At 63.4% G+C, this 18,339-nt stretch carries 15 protein-coding genes; 11 read left to right on the top strand and 4 right to left on the bottom strand.

The features are described from left to right. Window positions 1-244 precede the first annotated feature (244 nt). Window positions 245-1,156: a DMT family transporter gene (locus NKJ55_RS22435; protein WP_352451769.1), complete on the bottom strand. Its 912-nt coding sequence runs from the start codon at window positions 1,154-1,156 to the stop codon at window positions 245-247. Window positions 1,157-1,291: 135 nt separating this feature from the next. Here NKJ55_RS22435 and NKJ55_RS22430 point away from each other — a divergent pair, with 135 nt between their 5' ends. The 3 genes from NKJ55_RS22430 to NKJ55_RS22420 all read left to right on the top strand — a co-directional run bounded on the left by NKJ55_RS22430 (window position 1,292) and on the right by NKJ55_RS22420 (window position 4,555). Continuing rightward, entirely contained in the window at window positions 1,292-2,176 is an 885-nt protein-coding gene (locus tag NKJ55_RS22430) for a LysR family transcriptional regulator (protein ID WP_352451825.1), read from the top strand. A gap of 778 nt (window positions 2,177-2,954) precedes the next feature. Then, window positions 2,955-3,227, top strand: a complete 273-nt coding sequence (locus NKJ55_RS22425) for a CoA-binding protein (RefSeq protein ID WP_352451768.1) — start codon at window positions 2,955-2,957, stop codon at window positions 3,225-3,227. 131 nt (window positions 3,228-3,358) lie between these two features. Further along, on the top strand, window positions 3,359-4,555 hold the full coding sequence (locus tag NKJ55_RS22420; protein ID WP_352451767.1) for a DUF932 domain-containing protein: 1,197 nt from the start codon (window positions 3,359-3,361) through the stop codon (window positions 4,553-4,555). A gap of 396 nt (window positions 4,556-4,951) precedes the next feature. Here NKJ55_RS22420 and NKJ55_RS22415 read toward each other — a convergent pair whose 3' ends face one another. Together NKJ55_RS22415 and NKJ55_RS22410 are read right to left on the bottom strand one after the other, a co-directional pair. After that, the gene (locus tag NKJ55_RS22415; RefSeq protein ID WP_352451766.1) at window positions 4,952-5,338 is read right to left on the bottom strand and encodes a DUF5615 family PIN-like protein; all 387 of its coding nucleotides are present in this window, start codon (window positions 5,336-5,338) and stop codon (window positions 4,952-4,954) included. Then, window positions 5,335-5,955: a DUF433 domain-containing protein gene (locus tag NKJ55_RS22410; RefSeq protein ID WP_352451765.1), complete on the bottom strand. Its 621-nt coding sequence runs from the start codon at window positions 5,953-5,955 to the stop codon at window positions 5,335-5,337. The genes NKJ55_RS22415 and NKJ55_RS22410 overlap by 4 nt, the downstream gene beginning before the upstream one ends. Window positions 5,956-6,145: 190 nt before the next feature. Here NKJ55_RS22410 and NKJ55_RS22405 point away from each other — a divergent pair, with 190 nt between their 5' ends. The 5 genes from NKJ55_RS22405 (at window position 6,146) to NKJ55_RS22385 (ending at window position 10,605) form a co-directional block, all read left to right on the top strand. Beyond that, on the top strand, window positions 6,146-8,296 hold the full coding sequence (locus tag NKJ55_RS22405; protein WP_352451764.1) for a ParB/RepB/Spo0J family partition protein: 2,151 nt from the start codon (window positions 6,146-6,148) through the stop codon (window positions 8,294-8,296). 71 nt (window positions 8,297-8,367) lie between these two features. Further along, on the top strand, window positions 8,368-8,844 hold the full coding sequence (locus tag NKJ55_RS22400) for a UCP036055 family protein (protein WP_352451763.1): 477 nt from the start codon (window positions 8,368-8,370) through the stop codon (window positions 8,842-8,844). An 86-nt stretch (window positions 8,845-8,930) separates the two neighbouring features. Next, entirely contained in the window at window positions 8,931-9,323 is a 393-nt protein-coding gene (locus tag NKJ55_RS22395) for a hypothetical protein (RefSeq protein ID WP_352451762.1), read from the top strand. A gap of 159 nt (window positions 9,324-9,482) precedes the next feature. Then, window positions 9,483-9,983, top strand: a complete 501-nt coding sequence (locus NKJ55_RS22390) for a DUF1419 domain-containing protein (RefSeq protein WP_352451761.1) — start codon at window positions 9,483-9,485, stop codon at window positions 9,981-9,983. Between the two features lie 163 nt (window positions 9,984-10,146). Further along, complete coding sequence (locus NKJ55_RS22385; protein WP_352451760.1) at window positions 10,147-10,605, top strand: hypothetical protein; 459 nt, start codon at window positions 10,147-10,149, stop codon at window positions 10,603-10,605. A 572-nt stretch (window positions 10,606-11,177) separates the two neighbouring features. Here NKJ55_RS22385 and NKJ55_RS22380 read toward each other — a convergent pair. Next, on the bottom strand, window positions 11,178-12,368 hold the full coding sequence (locus tag NKJ55_RS22380) for a DUF1173 domain-containing protein (RefSeq protein ID WP_352451759.1): 1,191 nt from the start codon (window positions 12,366-12,368) through the stop codon (window positions 11,178-11,180). A 183-nt stretch (window positions 12,369-12,551) separates the two neighbouring features. Here NKJ55_RS22380 and NKJ55_RS22375 point away from each other — a divergent pair, with 183 nt between their 5' ends. From NKJ55_RS22375 to NKJ55_RS22365, 3 genes are read left to right on the top strand one after another with little or no spacing between them, the layout of a single operon-like run. Then, complete coding sequence (locus NKJ55_RS22375; RefSeq protein WP_352451758.1) at window positions 12,552-13,205, top strand: hypothetical protein; 654 nt, start codon at window positions 12,552-12,554, stop codon at window positions 13,203-13,205. After that, on the top strand, window positions 13,130-17,125 hold the full coding sequence (locus tag NKJ55_RS22370) for a strawberry notch-like NTP hydrolase domain-containing protein (RefSeq protein WP_352451757.1): 3,996 nt from the start codon (window positions 13,130-13,132) through the stop codon (window positions 17,123-17,125). The genes NKJ55_RS22375 and NKJ55_RS22370 overlap by 76 nt, the downstream gene beginning before the upstream one ends. Window positions 17,126-17,138: 13 nt before the next feature. Further along, on the top strand, window positions 17,139-18,191 hold the full coding sequence (locus NKJ55_RS22365; protein ID WP_352451756.1) for a DUF7146 domain-containing protein: 1,053 nt from the start codon (window positions 17,139-17,141) through the stop codon (window positions 18,189-18,191). Window positions 18,192-18,339 lie beyond the last annotated feature (148 nt).

Raw genomic sequence — 18,339 nt, 5'->3', positions numbered from 1 at the left:
TTCCTGCGCAGTCGTCGAACGTACGCGGGGCCGAACGTCTTCCCCCCACGGGTCTTTCCAAATCGTCACGCTCAACCTGTCTCAAGGGAGATCGTTGTCATCTCCTGATGCCGAATGTCTCAATTTCCCAAGTTTGGCAAAATTGAATCGCAGACTTTTGCAGCGTGCGAAGGTCAAGCAGTTTTGCGACAGTAGCAAAGAGCCCGAAGCCATCATCCGGACTCGGTGCTCCAATATATCGCCGCTAACGCCGGATGACGATAATCCCGGCCAGTGCGATGAGAATGATACCGAGCATGGAAGCCGCATCCAGACGTTCCGAGAACAGCACGACGCCCCATAGCACTGCGAAGGCTAGATATGAAAAGTCCCAAGTCGAGATGATCGAGGATGGTCCCAACTGGTAGGCGATGGCCGTGCCGACGCTGCCGATCAGCATCGTCATGCTCAAAAGCCCGATCAGCGCGCATTGGGTCCAGCCCATTGGAATCCACGCGCCCATGAACAGGCTTTGTCCACCCTCGCTCCCTGCCATCACGGTCGCCAAGCTAGCGCTGCCCCCGAGAACGATCGCTATCAGGTTGAAGATCAGCGCCAAAACGAAGGGGTTTTCGCCACGGCTCTTGGTGCGCGTCAGCACCATCGCCAGAGCGTAGAGAATTGCAGAAACCAGCGGCATCACGGCATGGATGCCAAGGTCGCCGGCCTGCGGCTTCTGCATGAGCAGCACACCGATGAAGCCGAGGGCGACTCCGACCCAACCTTGCACCCCGACAGGTTCCCTGATCCAGAAGGCCGCAAAAAGGGTAATGAACAGCGGGATCGTGTAATAGACCGCCGCCGCCATCGAGAAATCGAGGCGCGGTAGCGAAGCGTAATAGATCAGCAGGCTCGACAGAAGCAGGCTGCTTCGCACGATGGCCCAGCCAGGATAGGCTGGGCGCAACGACACCTGCGGAAAGCGCCATTTCAGGATCGAGATCAACAAGGGCAGCGTGACGCAGGACCGCAGGAAAATGAACTGCGACAGCGGCATGTCCGAGATCGTGACCTTGATGATCGCATCCGCGATGGAAAGCGTCAGGTCCGTGAAAACCATCGCCGCAATGGGGATGCCCACCGTGTCCGCCTTGGGGGCCGTCTGACTGATCGACATTTTTCGCGTTCCCTGCTTCGGGTGCCGAGGCTACCGAGCCAAGAACGTTCCAACAATTCCGATCATACGGAAATTTTGTCCGTGTTATTGTACAATGAGCAACGACACGAGACAGGATGCGTCGCTTTGTACAGCGTGGACGACATGATCCTTCTGGCCGAAGTCGCCGAAACGGGCAGCTTTACTCGCGCCGGGGGGCGGATCGGGATGCCCAAATCTACCGTCAGCCAGCGCATCGCCCAGCTTGAAGCACGTCTGGGGCTGCGGCTTCTCAATCGCTCCACCCGGCACGTAAGCCTCACCGGCAGCGGCCAGGTCTATCTCGAATACTGCCGCCGCGTTCGCGCTGAGGTCTCGGCCGCGGACATGGCGATGACCAACCTGAAGGAACAGCCTGTCGGGACGCTGAAGATCACCTGCCCAGAGGTAACTGCCACCTATTTCATGCCGACCTTCCTGCACGGATTTACCACGCAGTTTCCCCGCATCGCCGTCGAACTGATCGCCACAAACCGGCATCTCGACGTCATCCGCGAGCGGGTTGATTTCGCTTCTCGCGTTGGCACGACCACAGGTCAGGACCTGATCGTGCGGCGTGTCTCCTCGATTAAACGGGTTCTCGTCGCCGCTCCAGCCTATCTGGCGGCTGGCAGTCCTCTTCAGGAACCGACCGATCTTCTAGATCGCCGCTGCCTGGTGCATGATGCGCAGCCCGAATGGGTGTTCTCGTCAGACGACACACCGATCGTCCTGCGGCCTCCGCCGGCTGCGACCTCGGATTCTATGGGGTTCCTGCTGCAATCCTGCATCGCGGGCGGCGGGGTCGCACTCCTTCCCGCTTACGTGTGCCAGCCGTCCGTGGCGGTCGGCCGCCTTGTGGAGTTGCTCCCGGGCTGGGAAATTCCACCCTATGAAATGATGCTGATCTTTCCCAACCTGAAGAACCAGTCCAAGGCGCAGGCCGCATTCCGCGATTATGTGAATACCTTCGACTTTTCAGCGTTTGCCGTTGGGCGATAACTAGAACTTCTCAAGTCCTACGGTCGCATTGTTCCGTGTCGTGGAATGTCTAACTGGATCGAAAGCCGGACCAGGCATGGACATGAGCCAGTTTGCAAAAAGCGCGGCAGCTTTGTTCCACGGCGTTTCTTTGAGCGAAACAAGATAGACGTTACCGGGGCGTTGATCTTCCCCAGGCAGGAGCTCAACCGGTTGGCCGCGGCGTACCTGTTCGCTCGCCGTGCCAATCCAACCCAACGCTATTCCGCTGCCAGCCAAGGCAGCCTGCCTCATCATGAGGTGGTTGTCGAACACAGGACCCGGCAGCCCCTTCCGACACGTTTACCCCGAAGTGCTGGAACCATTGCTTCCAGTCGAACCACGTCTTGTCATCAACCCTGGCATGCTTCCTTTGGGTTGCCCTTACAGTGGGGTAATCACAACAAAACCTGGTGCGGCGGTCAAGCCGCCAGAATGAGCTCGTTTAATGAAGCGCCAGCCTCCGGCTGCGGGAGAAAGGGAGTGCCGTGCCTCAGGACATCCGTGTCACCATCGTGCTGACGGCCGTATCGATGGCATCCGTCGTGGACGGTCCATGGTAACGATCATGACCGGACCTTCAATTCATTCGGGCCACCGCACACCTCTCGGTCGAGGCGGCGCATGAGGCAAGCCACAAGGCATGGGTGGGCAAAAGCGGCTTACAGCACTACGAGCGCATGCTCCGCTCCGATGACTTCAACGAAGGTCCCGTCGCCTTTTCGGAAAAGCGCAATTCCGAGTTCAAGGGGAAGTAGCCATGGACGCGGTAACCACAACGCGCGCGGGTCTACTTGGACAGCACCGTCTGGCACCGATGCTGGACGCCCGCTCCATGGTGGTTGCCGGGATGTCCGGCAGGGAAGGCTCATTCGGCTTGCGGCTGGCCCAGTCCGTCGTCAGCGCCGGATATTCGGGGCGCATCCAGTTCATCGATCCGCGTCAGACCGAAATCCTGGGGAGGCCATGCTTCGCCGCCTTCGCGGACGTTGACGAGGCGCCGGATCTGGCGGTGCTTGGTGTCGGCCCCTAACGCGGCCGCTTCCGCAATGCCGACGCTTCTGGTGGCGCGCGGATGCCGACAGAGGAAGAGCGTGGGTGGGCTGCGGTGGCGGGTGAAGGTCCGGGAGAGAGTCTCCCGGCGCCCGCCGAGGAGCTCCAACCATGACACAGATGGAAATTCACACGCCCACCCGCAACGAGCGTGCCGGTTACAAGGTCGACGTCAGCCGCGGTCAGCGCATCGGCCGCGTGTCGTCAGAATGGTTCAACCGGCCGGCGGACGAGCGATACCTGTCGCTCACCGACCTTCGGAATTCGGTGAAGGCCCGGTCGGAGCGCAGCAAGACCCGCATCGTCGAGAGTGAGCTGATCCGCGTCGAGGCCAGCCGCGACGATCCGGAGCGCCTGAGGTTAATGCTGCCCGATGCGCCTGCCCCAGTTGCCCCCACGCATTGGAGTTTTGGCCAACTCGCCAGCCTGGTAGGTGCACCGGCCACCTATCTGCGCCAGCTTCCGGCCCCGCTCGCGGCGATCAACCTTCAGCACGGTCTCCTCAACCGCCGCGCCGAGCAGGTGAAGATGCTGGAAATCGAGAACGGACGCCTCGAGCTGCGAGCGGTTACAGGTCCGGACTATGGCAGGATTTTCGATGAAGAGCTGATCGCGGCCGTCCAAAAAATCGCCGGCAACGGTACCGGCGACACCCGCTGGAAGATTCCTGGCGTGCTCGACTGGTCAACGGGAATCTACAATCCGAATGTCGACATTTCCAATGCCACGACGACGCTCTATGCGTCCGACCGTGATGTCTTTGTCTTCCTCGTCGACGACCTGAATCCGATCGAAGCCGGCAAGCTGCCCGATGGCTCGCCCGACGTCTTTTTCAGGGGGTTTTATTGCTGGAACTCGGAGGTCGGCGCCCGCACGCTTGGAATCGCCAGCTTCTATCTACGTGCAGTGTGCCAGAATCGTTGCCTCTGGGGCGTGCAGGATTTCCAGGAAATCATTATCCGGCATTCCAAATATGCCGCCTCGCGTTTTGCCTTGGAAGCCGAGCCGGCGTTGATCCAGTTTGCCGATTCCTCGCCCATGCCGTTCGTCAATGGCATCAAGGCTTCGCGGGAGCGTGTCGTCGCTCGGGACGACGAAGATCGCCAGAGCTTCCTGCGCAAGCGCGGCTTCTCCAAGGCGGATACGACGAAGATCATCGATGCCGTGCTTTCGGAGGAAGGGCACCCGCCCGCCTCGATTTTCGACTTCGTGCAGGGCATTACACGGGTGGCGCGCGACAAGCCGCATCAGGATGTTCGCCTGGAGATGGAGGGCAGGGCCAAGAAGCTTCTCGATCTGGCAGCATGATACTGCAATGCTGCGCGCGGCGGGAGTAGATAACGTCACCGGGCTGGCTGCTGATGCCGCCAGTTTCGAACATGTGCATCACTGCGGCGCGCAGCACACGGCCTGCGCTGCAGGTCTGGCAAACACATCTATCAGGTCTAGGTGTGCGCTGCACAAAATCGCAATGCTGCTATGCACAATTAATGCTTCTCGGGAGCGTGGAAGGGAGTAGGTTGTCGGTATCAAGTTTCGTCCGGGTCACCTCCTCCCGACCTCGGCGATCAGGGACGGCATTTATTCCTCCCGAATGCTGTCGTCCAAATCAAGCCCGCCGCACCTCCTCCCGCGGCGGGCTTTTTCGTTGTGCGAGCGGCGGCTTCTCGCAGCCCGATTGCAGGAAACGAACGCGGAGGTCCGTCAGTCGGGCAGGTTGAACCGTTCGATGGTGACGGTACGCTCGACATCCACCGTAATCTCCAGCACTTCGTTCCATGCCTCCCCTCCACCAAGCTCGGAAAGGGCGAGAAGGAAGAGCCTGCGCTGGAGATCGAGGCTCATCAGGCCAGGGGCGGTGTTGAAGGCGACGAGCCCGACATGCAGCTCCTCGCGGCGATAGAGGCCGCGAAAGTCGGTCGTGTTGTGCGTGACGAGCACATAGCCGTCATCGACCGCGCGCCGGGTCACCATATGGTCCTTGGCGCCGGCGAGGCCCAGCCAGCGCACATGGCTCGACTCGGGGAAACCCCGTTCGCGCGCCAGTTTCGCAAGCTCTGGGCTCAGGCATTCGTCGATCAGGAATTTCACGAAACGGCCGGCAGATCGTCGAGACGGATTGTGCGTTTCGATTTCGCCGCCGTGCTGCGCCACGCCGGCTTGACCGGCGGACGGCCACGCCGCGGGTAGGCGAGCGCATAGTCGGCCGCGAGCCCGATCTGGTCGAGAGTCAGTTGCGGATAGGCGGCACGGATCGCGTCGGCCGTGTCGCCGTTGGCGAGCATGTCGGCAACGTCATGAACAAGCACGCGTGTTCCCACAAAGGCCGGCTGACCGCTAAGTACCGCTGGATCGCGCGCCACCATGGCCTTTGCTTTCCTCAGCCGGCTGAGGCCGGCCCTTACCCCGGCGGTGATCGGCTTCAGGTCGACCTTAAGGGGATCGTCCGCGACCACGGGCGTAGCATCATCGGCAATGGCGTGCTCGACGATCCGCCGCCGCGCGGCCGGCGTCAGCGTCTCCGCCGTCAGCCAGGCGAGGCGTAGGCCGACGAGACCCGCTCCGACGATGACGCGGCTGCCGCGGCGCGTCTCGACACGGCCGCGCAGCAATCCTGCATCGATGATGCGATGCACCTGCTTGAGCGGCACCTGCGTTACCGCCGCCGCCTCATTGGCGGTGAGCACTTCGCTGCTAAACCCCGGCATGACAATAATCCTTCCACATTCGTGGAAGATATATAGTCATTCTGCCTTCCGCAGTCCAGCGAAGCTTTGCGGTAGCCGGCGGCGTCCGTGCCAGACGCCCGACGGGAGGCAGAGGGGGGAGGGGAGGTTTCCTGACGGGCTTGGAGGTTCGGAGAGAGGCCCCGGACCGTCCGTCATGGAGAACCTGACCATGGCAAAGAACGCCATTCAGAAGATCGCGATGAACGCCGCGGAGAACATTCCCTATGACAAGCTAATGCTGTCGCAGAAAAATGTTCGGCGCATCAAGGACGGCGTGTCAATCGAGCAGTTGGCCGAAGACATCGGACGGCGAAAGCTGATCCAGAGCCTGAACGTCCGTCCGATGCTCGACGGCGAGGGCGAGGAGACCGGCACGTTTGAGGTGCCGGCCGGCGGTCGTCGCTATCTGGCGCTCGGCATCCTCATCAAGCAAAAGCGCCTGGCCAAGAACGAGCCGATCCCCTGCATCGTCAACCGCAGGCAGGAGACCTCGGCCGAAGAGGACTCGCTTGCTGAAAACCTGCGGCGCGCCGACCTGCACCCTCTCGACCAGTTCCGGGCCTTCAAGGCCCTCAGCGATCAGGGCCTCGATCCGGAGGAGATTGGCGCCCGCTTCTTCGTATCGCCGGCGACGGTGAGGCAGCGCCTACGGCTGGCATCGGTGTCACTGAGGCTGCTCGATCTTTACGAGAAGGACGAAATCCGGCTCGAACAGATCATGGCGTTTTCGATCTCGGACGATCACGCGCGCCAGGAGCAGGTCTGGGAACGGATATCCGGCTCGCACACGCAGGAGCCCTACTACATCAGGCGCCTGCTGACGGAGACGACGGTCCGGGCCGACGATCGCCGTGCCGTCTATGTCGGCACCGGGGCCTATGAGGCGGCTGGCGGTGTCATCCTGCGCGACCTGTTCGAACAGGACTCCGGCGGCTGGTACCAGGATGCGGCGCTCCTCGAGCAGCTCGTTTTCGACAGGCTGAAGATGGATGCCGAGGCGATCCGCGCCGAAGGCTGGAAATGGGTCGAGGCGGCGATCAGCTTTCCCTACGGCCATACCTCCGGTATGCGGCGCATCTATGCCGAGCCGCAGGAGCTCAGCGCCGAGGAGATCGAACGCTATGACGCGCTGAAGGCCGAATACGACAAGCTGGATGCGGACTATGCCCGGGCCGAGGATGCCGATGAAGCAATCGAGGCGAAGCTCGACCAGTTGGGTGCCGAGCTCGATGCGATCGATGATCGTCCTCAAAGCTACGATCCCGCCCAGAAGGCCATTGCCGGTGTTTTCGTGACGCTTGCCGCGGACGGCAAGCTCCAGGTCGACGCCGGTTTCGTGCGGTCCGAGGACGAGCCGCGGACCGAAACCGGCGAGGTCGATGAGGGCGAGGAAAGGGGCGCCGTCGGCGGAACCCGATCCAATGGCAACGACGATGGCGATGGTGTTGTCGTCAACGGCAAGTCGGTGAACGATAGCGCTAGTGACGACGGCGACGACGACGGCATCAAGCCGCTGCCCGATCGGCTCCTCTTCGACCTGACCGCGCAGCGGACCCTGGCGCTGCGCAATGCGCTCGCCGGCGACGTCGACATCGCCTTCGCCGCCGCACTCCATGCCTGCGTCCTGCAGGTCTTCTATCGCTTCGCGCCGGACACGTGCCTGGAGATCAGTCTGAAGAGCGGCAGCTTCAGCCAGGTCGACGGACTTGCCGAAACGCCGTGGGCCAAGGAGATCGCCGAGCGCCACGAAGCGTGGGATCGCGATCTGCCCGATGAGGCGGATGGCCTGTGGGACTTCCTTCTCGGCCTCGACGAAGCAAGCCGCAAGGCGCTGTTCGCGCACTGCGTCTCGCTGACCCTCAATGCGGTGGTCGAACCCTGGAACAGGCGACCGAAGGCGCTCGAGCATGCAGACGTGCTTGGCCGCTCGCTCCAGTTCGACATGGTCGACGCCGGGTGGACGCCTACGGTCGAGTTCCTCGGGCGGCTCACCAAGGCGCGGATTCTACAGGCTGTCCGTGAAGCCCGTGGCGCAGACTCCGCGCAGCTGATCGACCACATGAAGAAGGACATCATGGCCCGTGAAGCCGCCCGTCTTCTCGAAGGATCGAACTGGCTGCCCGAGCCGCTGCGCCTTGAGGTCGATGAAGCGGCTACCGATGCTGGCGACGCGGTCGCCGGCGACATGTCGCACGAGGCGGCTCTCGACGGCGATGCCGCCGAGCTGCCGGCCTTCCTCGCCGACGACGCGGATCCGTCCTCCGATGAGCCGGTGACCATCGACGGCGACGAGGCGGACCACCTCCAGGCCGCCGAATAATCGGCCTCACGCTCGCACCGGGCCGGCACTCCCGCCGGGCCCTTTTCGTTTTCCGACATGGAGAAACCCGCATGTCCGCACATATCGTGTACGAATCCGCTCCTCTGGGGAGCGTTATCCGGTACCGCTCCGGCACCGCGAAACCGCCGGCTCGCTTCACCAAAAAGCTCGCCGCTTGGGAGAGCCGCAACGGCGTCGGCCGTTTGGTCAGGAAGGAACCGCCGCGCGAGCGCGCGACCTATAGCTCGCCGGCTTACTTCACCCTGCATGAGGGCGATTTCTGGCAGGGCGGCATCATCATCGTCTCGGTAAGGCGCACCTGGTCCGTCGAGACCGACCTGCGATTCGAGGTCGTCGAGCGTCCCATGATCGGCATGGTCCGCGTCCTGCAGGAACTCGGGGACAGCCCGGAACTGCTCTATCTCGCCAAGGATCGCGAGGCTGCCGAACGCTGGCTCGCTAACAACCAGTATCGTCGGGCCTATCTCGAGGAAGTCTCGGCCGATGAGGTCGGCGCCGACATCATCGAGGGCCGCACGGCCGCCTGATCACTTCACCGCATAGAACCACCCTGACGAACGGGCCCGGGATCGCGCGAGCGATCGCGGGCCTGTTCCATTTCATGGAGATCGACATGTTCGACTGGAACAGAAGCTGCTCCTATGACGAGCAGCACAAGAGACGCTTCCACACGATAGCCCATTCACGGCTGAAGAAACTCGCCGCCGAACTAAACCTGCCCTCGGGCTGCTTTGACCTGCGCTCCAACAAGGCGGGCATAGCGGTTTCCGGTGAGATTACCCTGCACCACGACCGCGCCTACATCCAGGTCGGCCAGTTCGGTTTGTCCTCAGGTCACGGCATCCTGATCCGCACCTGCAAGGGCCGCAAGGATTATGTCGGCGGGGCCAACCACTTCGTTGCGCTCGGCATGCTTGACGACATCCCGGCCCTCGCCGCCGCCGTCCGTGCCATCACTGGGATTGGTCGAGACGCTTCGTGTTCCTCCGAGCGACGCGCCGCCTGAATCCCTGCAAACCCCATCATCGCCGATGCACGCGCCGGCCGCAGACTCGGCCCGTCGCCAGCCACAACACACCAAGCAGTTGCCATGGCGCGGTGATGCCGCGCGTGGCCGACCCGCGTTCAGGAGAACCCCATGACCGCACATCCACCATTCAGGAAGGTGCTCGACGGCGTCGCCACCCGCGAGCAGATGATCCAACTGTTCAGCCGACACAAAGACACTCCCGGCATCGATCCGCTTTCCGGCACTCCCTATTCAGGCGAGTGGTTCGAGATCGCCGCGTCAGAATATCACTTCATGCTCGATTTGCTGCCGCCGCTCTTCATGCGCACCGGCATGTTCGGAATGTCGGAGTATAAGACCGGCAATGTGACCAGCGTATTCTTCGCGATCCGCATCCGCGGACGCGAGCGCTGGTTTCATGGCTTTTGCGACCTCACGGATCGGCAATCCCCGGACAAGATGCGCGCCGCAATCATCGCCCACGAGACCGGCGCGAGCGACAGCATGACCCGCGCGGAAAAGCTCGAGGCGATCTGGAACGCGACGCATCCCGACTTCAGGGGGATCGCCGGCGAGATCAATCCCCACACCTGGCCCGCGGACCACCGTGGCAAACGCGTCGTTCTCGTCAACAACGGTGGCCACGAACGATCCTGAAACTGCTCGAAGACCTGTCGGACGACGAGATCGACAGCCGCTTGCCGGCAACTCGCGCACGAGGCGCCAGGAGGGGAGGAGACAACGATGCGGACCCCCGTAAACACCCGCCAGGGGCCGGCAAGGACACCTATGGCGTACTCGACCTACACCGCAAGCCTCGGTGCCCCAGATCGCCGCCAATACCGGGCGCACGCCCCCAGGAGCGCTAACGGTCGCCGATCTCGTACGTCCCGGCGACACGGTCGCCACCTACTACAGCACCGGCGGGGTCGTCATCGAGGTGGAAGAGCACTTCTATGCGGCGCCGACGGGCGAGACGCTGTCACACTTCACGATTGTCTATGTGCCGCCCGATCGAACTACAAGGTACCGCGATTCCGATCGTCGCTGGATCAACGAATGTGTCGCCATCGGCGACCGCATCCTGATGCTGTTCGAGGCCAACACGGACGAGGTCTTCGTCCTCAGCCGTGCCCGACCGTCCCAACCTCCGCGACCCAGAACCATCCCAGCCGATGGGCCTTTCCAAAGTAGAGTTCGAGCGCTGGCTGCCGAAGGCGATCGCGGCAGTCGAGAAGGCCAGGGCGATTATCGAAGAACGCCGCGACCCGCCGGCTGACTCGCCATAACAGCTAACATCCGACTTGATCTTCGTCAGCTTCCGCGCCGTTTCCGCGTCGATCGCAGCGAGATCGAGATTTCCCCAGATCGAACGCTGCCGCGCGGATTCGCCACGCTTCTTCTTCACCTCGACGATGAAGGGTCGGCTCTGCCGCTTCATTTATTGCACCACCTTCGGATGGGAATCGGTCCGTAGCGGGACCGGGTCACATCTACGCTGGCCAAGGCCTATCGTCCACCCAACGCAACCATCGACCGCGGTGCCGCCCTGGACGGACGCCGATGCGAAAGCCAACTCTCCAGCGTCTCGCTCGCCGATGCAACGCGGGGTTCGGACACAGCTCGAATGGCATGCCGAGTTCAACGCTGACAACGATCAGGCGCCCACTGTGCTTACGCGCGGATCTTCGCAAACCCACAGCATGGTCACCGAAAAAGACGATCGCTGGTCACCCCTCATCATACCGTCATGGTCCAAGACAACGGGGATCCTTGTCCAACGCATTGTCTGAATCGATGGCCGCCAATCGATTCACGGCATTGATGGAAATCTGAGATGTCGTTCCCAGCCTATGGAAGGGCCGGCATCTCCCCGTCACCGACCCGCCAGGTCCACGCACCCATCTCCGGCCGGTTCGCGACCATATCCTGCAACGAAGCCTCGAATGTTTCGTCCGCACCGGCGGGGACGACAAAGAGCGCGATCGGCTGCTGCCTGTCCTGGAGCAAAGCGTTGGCGATCGGCTGGTCGTTTTGCAGGTCGTAGCGCAATCCCTTCACACTCTTCTCGTGAAGGCGGGCGAGCGCGTCGACGAGCCGCTTCTCCGGAACCGTCTCGTAAGGAATCCAGTTCTCGGATACCACCATCAACGCGACCTCCTCGACAATGGCGAGGCCGGCCGGGTTCAATCCGAAGGTCGCGATCACTATCAGATGTGAGCTGGAATCCGCTTCCCACAGCGACAATTCTTTCTCGAAGCGCCCCTGCAAGCGGCGGTGCAATGCATCGTCGATCATGAAGGGAAAACCGGGCAAATGTCTGATGACGAGTTTCTGACCCGATCTGGCGGGCATGATTTCCTTCACCTCGCCGACCAGAACCAGTAGCTTTCGTGGGCCGGATTTCGGCGGTAGCGCCATGCCGAGAACCGCGTTGCGACGATGTTCGATCGCTTGCCTGTTCTCGGCGCGAAACGGCTCGGGCACAAACAGGATATCCGCGAGCGGCCCGCCCCTCACCGTCATTTGCCCGGCAGCCTCGAGCAGATGCCAGCGGACATTCCACCAATGTCGCTTGCCGGCCCATCGGGATGTCCAGACCGTCAATTCGGCCTCGTGCCACAGATAATGGAGGAGGCCACGCAGCGACATCCTCCTGGGGTCTCCGGTTACACTGGCGGAGCTCTGGCCAGCAGGCGCGGACGCTGCCCGGCTCCCCGTCTTCGACAGGCTGAAATCGAGTTTCAAAGCCGCCAAGCCGCTTTGCGGATCGAGCTGTATCGCGCTGCCCATCAAGGCGCCCAGGCCGGACAGCTCGTAAGGCGATTCATGTGAATCACAGGATGGATCATGCCCGCCGCCGCTCAGCGGCATGCGCTTGATCAGGTGAAGGTCGCCGATGCGGGCGATGTACATCGGGCAGCCCGGCTCGCGGCACAGGCATAGCGGACGCTCGGTGCGGGCATAGGCGTTCGCCAGCGCCGCCTGCAGGTCAGGCGCTCCCTCCTCGTAGACCTCAATGCCAATTCTGAACCGTCGCATCACCTCCGCAGCTCCAGGTCGCCGCCGCATCCCTGTCCGCGCATTCAAGTCATGGCTTTGCGCAGAGCGCAACCCGTTTGGTGCATCGCGCCAGAGGCAAAGGGGAGCCGGAAGGAGTGCGGCCCGGCTGGCGCGGAGAGAGTGCCGGCGCGGGCGCCACTCCCTCTCGCAAAGGACATCTCCATGAACATTGTTTCGACCACCTCAACCGTCGCATGTACGGCCGCTTCCCTCGCCGCGCCGGCACAAGACGCCATCGACACCGCCCAGGCGATCTATCAGGCGGCAATGCGGCTTGTGCCGTTCCTCGAGCAGGGCAAGCCTGTCACCGCCGCCGCACTGCGCACCACCATGACGACAAGTTTTGGCGGCAGCGATGCGCAAGGGTTCTGGGTCTGGAAAGACGCCTATGAGGCGCTCGAAACCGCCCAGGTGCTGTTTCTGCGCCGGTTCGGCCCTGCGATCCTGTCCCGGTCCACCACGCCGCAGGCAACGCTGGCGATGATCAAGCGCATTGCCGAACTTCTTCCCACCCATACGCGACGGTGCGACGAGAGCCAGGCCATGCAGCAGCTCTCCACGCCCTTGCCGCTGGCCTTCGTCACGGCGCACGCCGCGTCGATCGCATCTTGCGACCTCGTTCTCGAACCCTCGGCCGGCACCGGTCTGCTCGCCGTCCATGCCGAGATGGCGCGCGCCTCGATCGCCCTCAACGAGCTTGCCGCGACGCGGGCCGATCTCCTCGGCCTCTGTTTGCGCGCATGCCCGTCTCTCGGCACGACGCTGCCCATATCGACGATCATCTCGATCCTGCGATCAAGCCGTCCGTCGTCTTGATGAATCCGCCCTTCACCGTCGGCGCCTATGTCGACGGCCATGTCGCCGATGCGGCATGGCGGCACCTCTCCTCCGCATTCGCACGCCTGCGTTCGGGCGGGCGCCTGGTCGCCATCACCGGGCTGTCTCCCGAGAACCCGAAATGGCGGCTCGCCTTCGAACGCCTGCAGCAGCAGGGCACCATTGTCTTCACCGCAGCGATCGACGGCCGTGTCTATGCCCGCCATGGCACCACCACTGAGACCCGCCTGACGGTAATCGACAAGGTACCGGCCACCGACCCGACCGGCTGCGTCCGGTCGCCCGGCAAGGCCAAGGATGTCGAAAGCCTGCTCTCCTGGATCTCCGATCTGCCGCCCCGGACTTTGGGTGGATTCCCGGATTCGATCGGTGCATTGTCGCACGGGATCCTGAGGAAGGCAGCAGCGCACATGGCCGCCCGATGCGCGGCGAGAGCGGCACCCGTTGCTGGGTCAAAGGCTGCTCCAAAGGCAATTCAATCGGTCCGTCCGATTGCGCCGGCGAAGCCCGCTGGCCAGGTCATGGCAAATAGTATGCCTGCCGTTCCCCTTGCTTATGAGCTGCGCGACTGGATGCCAGAGGAGGGCGGCCGACTCACCGACACGATCTACGAGCCCTATGCGCTCCAGTCGATCCACGTCCCCCGCGCCAAACCGCATCCGACGCCGCTCGTGCAGTCGGCCGCAATGGCCGCCGTCGCGCCACCAAAACCTTCCTATCGGCCGCTTCTTCCTGACGCGATCATCGACAAGTGCCTGCTGTCGGACGCCCAGCTCGAAAGCGTCATCTATGCCGGCGAAGCCCATTGCGGCCATCTCACCGGCGCCTGGACGGTTGACGAGACCTGCGATGTCGTCTCGGCCGCGCCAGAAGGTGCTGCGAACGCGGTGCGCTTCCGCCGTGGATGGTTTTTGGGTGACGGAACCGGCTGCGGCAAGGGACGGCAGGTCGCTGGCATCATCCTCGACAATTGGCTGCAGGGCCGCCGCCGTGCGATCTGGATTTCCAAGTCGGACAAATTGCTGGAAGACGCCCAGCGCGATTGGGCAGCACTTGGCCAGGAAAAACTCCTCGTGCAGCCGCTGTCGCGCTATCGGCAGGACACGCCGATCCGCCTTGCCGAGGGCATCCTGTTCACGACCTACGCAACCCTGCGCTCGCAGGAACGGGAGGGCAAGAAATCCCGGATCGCCCAGATCCTCGACTGGGTTGGACAAGAGGCGGGGAGGGCCGAAGGCCCGACGGGGAACAGAGAAAACTGGGCGGGAAGGACCGAAGGCCCGACGGGGATTAAAGAAAGCCAGACAGGGCTTGGAGAAAACCAGTCGGGGGCCAAAAAATCTTTCGATGGCGTCATCGTCTTTGACGAGGCGCACGCCATGGCCAATGCCGCTGGCGGCAAAAGCGAGCGTGGCGACGTCGCGCCCTCGCAGCAGGGCAGGGCGGGACTGCGGCTGCAGCACGCGCTGCCCGATGCCCGCATTGTCTACGTCTCCGCGACCGGTGCGACCGCCGTCGAGAACCTCGCCTATGCGCAACGTCTCGGCATCTGGGGCAGCGAGGATTTTCCATTCGCCAACCGTGCCGAATTCGTCGCCGCGATCGAGGACGGCGGTGTCGCGGCGATGGAAGTGCTCGCCCGCGATCTCAAGTCGCTCGGCCTCTATACAGCGCGTTCGCTTTCCTATGACGGTGTCGAATACGACCTGCTCGAGCACGCGCTGACCGAGGAGCAGATCCGCATCTACAACGCCTATGCCGACGCCTTCCAGGTCATTCACAACAACCTGACCGCCGCACTCGAGGCGACCAACATCACCAGCGAGTCCGGCACGCTGAACCGCAACGCAAAATCGGCGGCGCGCTCGGCCTTTGAAAGTACCAAGCAACGTTTTTTCTCGCATTTGATCACCTCGATGATGACGCCGACTCTGATCGGCGCGATTGAGCAGGATCGGCTCGAAGGTCATTCGGCAGTCGTGCAGATCGTTTCGACCGGCGAGGCGCTGATGGAACGACGCCTTGCCGAGATCCCGACCGAGGAATGGTCGGACCTGCATGTCGACGTCACGCCGCGGGAGTATGTCGGCGGGTACTTGATGCATTCCTTCCCCATCCAGCTGTTCGAGGAATACTCGGACGCCGAAGGCAATGTGTATTCGCGGCCTGTGCACGACGAAGATGGCAACCCGGTCCAGTGCCGCGAGGCAGTTCGGCGGCGCGACGAGATGGTCGAGCGGCTTGCGTCGTTGCCGCCGGTCGGCAGTGCCCTTGACCAGATCATCCATCACTTTGGCACCGACACGGTTGCCGAGGTGACCGGCCGCTCGCGCCGCATCGTCAAGAAATCCGGCCGCGACCGTATCGACCGGCTGGCCGTGGAAAACCGCCCCGGCTCGGCCAATCTGGCCGAGACCCAGAGTTTCATGGATGACGACAAGCGCGTTCTGGTCTTCTCCGACGCCGGCGGCACTGGCCGCTCCTACCACGCTGATCTCGGTGTCAGGAACCAGAGGCTGCGCAAGCACTATCTGCTCGAGGCCGGCTGGCGCGCCGACAACGCCATCCAGGGTCTCGGTCGGACCCATCGCACAAATCAGAAGCAACCGCCGCTGTTCCGGCCCATGGCCGCCAATGTAAAGGCCGGCAAGCGCTTCCTGTCGACGATCGCACGCCGGCTCGACACGCTGGGCGCGATCACGCGCGGTCAGCGCCAGACCGGCGGGGCAGGGCTGTTCCGTGCCGAAGACAATCTCGAAAGCGCCTACGCCCGAGCGGCGCTGCGGCAGTTCTATCATCTGCTGCACCAGGGCAAGATCGAGGGCTGCTCGCTCACGACCTTCGAGACGGTGACCGGGCTGTCGCTGACGAGTGACGACGGCGGATTGCGGGACGAGCTGCCGCCAATCACGACCTGGCTCAATCGCCTGCTGGCGTTGCGCATCGAAACCCAGAACCTGCTGTTCGAGGTGTTCGAGCAACTGATGGCAGCAAAGATCGAAGGCGCCATCGCCGCCGGCAATTATGACAAGGGTCTGGAGACGATCACGGCGGAGAGCATCGTCGTCACTGATCGTAGGACCGTCTATACCCATCCGGTCTCCGGCGCGCAGTCGCACGTGCTCACCGTCGCGCGCAAGGACCGCATCCGGCCGCTCGGGCTGGTCGACGCGCTGGCCATTGCCAATGCGGAGCCCCAATCGGTTCTGCTGGTCAACACACGTTCGAGCCGCGCGGCAATACAGCTGCCGACCGCGAGCCTGATGCTCGATGACGGCGCGATAGAGCACCGCATGCGCTTGCTGCGGCCGACGGACGAGCTGCGCTTCGGTCTCGACGCCCTTGCCGAAACACACTGGCAGCCGGCCGACCGGAAACTGTTCTGCGAGCTTTGGCAGGCAGAAATCGACGCCGTCCCGGAGTTCACCGCCAGCACTTTCCACATCATGACGGGTCTGCTGCTGCCGATCTGGCGTCGGCTGCCGGACGACGACTGTCGAGTCTATCGTATGCAGACCGATGCCGGCGAACGCATCATCGGCCGCCACATCGCGCCGACGCTGGTCGCGACCATGTTGCGCAATCTCGGGGTCGACCATGTTCCGACCCTCGCTCCGGACGAGGCATGGACCGGCTTGATCGAGGGGCGGATCGGGTTGCAGCTTGCCGACGGCCTGATTCTGCGCCGCAGTCGGGTCATGAACGACTATCGTGTCGAATTGATCGGCTTCACCGACGCGATGGTCCCTCGGCTGAAGGCGCTGGGACTGATCTCCGAGATCATCTCCTGGAAGCTGCGGCTGTTCATCCCGACGACCGCGCTAGGGTCCGCCATCCTCGCCACGCTTATCGACGGCCATAAGCTGGTTGGCGTCACCGACCGTACAGCAGCGGCTTGAGGGGGAGGCGGTCATGTCCGGCTCGGCATCCGAGCTGGCACGCCGCCTTGGCGAACACGCCGAGGCCGTGTGCCGCGAATATCTCTCCAACGGGCATCGCTCCGGCAATTATTGGATGGTCGGTGATGCCCGCAACACGACCGGCCGCTCCATGCATGTTCGGCTCAAGACCAGTACCAAGGGCCCTGCGGGTAAGTGGGTCGATGAGGCGACCTCCGAATTTGGCGATCTGCTCGATGTCATCCGCGAAAGTTGCGGCCTCGTCGAGTTCCGTGACATCGCGGATGAAGCGCGTCGCTTCCTCTCCATGCCGCTGCCACCGCCCCAGCTCCCTGGCCGCCAGCCAGCCGCGAAACGCGGCTCTCCCGACGCCGCGCGGCGTCTGTGCGCCATGTCGCAGCCAATCGCCGGCACGCTGGCCGAACGATACCTCGCCAGTCGCGGCATTCTGCTCTCCACGCATGAGCGCGCGCTGCGCTTCCATCCCGGCTGCTACTACCGGGATCTCGTGACGGGCGAGACGCAGACTCTTCCTGCGCTGATTGCCGCTGTGACCAGCCTCGACGGGCAGATCACCGGCCTGCAACGCACTTACCTCTCCCCTGGGCTCGACCCGAGCGGCAAGGTCGGCAAGGCGCAACTCGCGGATCCACGCCGCTCGCTGGGGGATCTCCTTGGCAACGGCATCTGGCTAGGCCACCAGCCCGGTGCGCCCGTCCCGGTCATGGCCGCGGGCGAGGGGTTCGAGACGATGGCGTCGCTTAAGGCGGTGATGCCGGTGCTGCCGGTGGCCGCCGCCACCTCGGCCAATCACCTTGCCGGCTTGAGGCTTCCGCCCGGCTGCCGCCGCCTCTACATCGCGGCCGATGCCGACGCCGCCGGCCGGCACGGCATCGAGCGTCTCAGCCAGCGCGCAGGCGAGGCCGGGATCCTCGCCCTGGTGTTGCGGCCGCAGCTCGGCGATTTCAACGACGATCTGCGTCATCTCGGCCCGGCCCATCTCGCCACATGGCTCAGCGATCAGCTCCTCCCGGAGGATGCCCGTCTCTTCCTGCCGGCCGGATGAACGGGTGGGGCTGGCAGGCGGGCAGGGGCGGCATCAGCGGAAGCCTTGCAGGCATCGCGGTCCGCCGGAGAGCCACGCCGGCGGCCTGCCCGAGAGGCGACCCCTGCCGCGCCGCGGACGCGGCCGCAACGGCTGCGCCGTCCTCCGC

The sequence above is a fragment of the Mesorhizobium sp. M0106 genome (genome assembly GCF_040322715.1).
Classification (GTDB): Bacteria; Pseudomonadota; Alphaproteobacteria; order Rhizobiales; family Rhizobiaceae; genus Mesorhizobium.
The sequence above is the reverse complement of the archived record's forward strand: the minus strand, read 5'-3'. Positions and strand labels throughout refer to the sequence as shown.

Bases quoted from the DNA above. Each gene is read 5' to 3' on its own strand.
- NKJ55_RS22435 (WP_352451769.1), bottom strand. From the start codon at position 1,156: ATGTCGATCAGTCAGACGGCCCCCAAGGCGGACACGGTGGGCATCCCC.
- NKJ55_RS22425 (WP_352451768.1), top strand. From the start codon at position 2,955: ATGGACGCGGTAACCACAACGCGCGCGGGTCTACTTGGACAGCACCGT.
- NKJ55_RS22420 (WP_352451767.1), top strand. From the start codon at position 3,359: ATGACACAGATGGAAATTCACACGCCCACCCGCAACGAGCGTGCCGGT.
- NKJ55_RS22410 (WP_352451765.1), bottom strand. From the start codon at position 5,955: ATGCCGGGGTTTAGCAGCGAAGTGCTCACCGCCAATGAGGCGGCGGCG.
- NKJ55_RS22405 (WP_352451764.1), top strand. From the start codon at position 6,146: ATGGCAAAGAACGCCATTCAGAAGATCGCGATGAACGCCGCGGAGAAC.
- NKJ55_RS22400 (WP_352451763.1), top strand. From the start codon at position 8,368: ATGTCCGCACATATCGTGTACGAATCCGCTCCTCTGGGGAGCGTTATC.
- NKJ55_RS22395 (WP_352451762.1), top strand. From the start codon at position 8,931: ATGTTCGACTGGAACAGAAGCTGCTCCTATGACGAGCAGCACAAGAGA.
- NKJ55_RS22380 (WP_352451759.1), bottom strand. From the start codon at position 12,368: ATGCGACGGTTCAGAATTGGCATTGAGGTCTACGAGGAGGGAGCGCCT.
- NKJ55_RS22375 (WP_352451758.1), top strand. From the start codon at position 12,552: ATGAACATTGTTTCGACCACCTCAACCGTCGCATGTACGGCCGCTTCC.
- NKJ55_RS22370 (WP_352451757.1), top strand. From the start codon at position 13,130: ATGCCCGTCTCTCGGCACGACGCTGCCCATATCGACGATCATCTCGAT.
- NKJ55_RS22365 (WP_352451756.1), top strand. From the start codon at position 17,139: ATGTCCGGCTCGGCATCCGAGCTGGCACGCCGCCTTGGCGAACACGCC.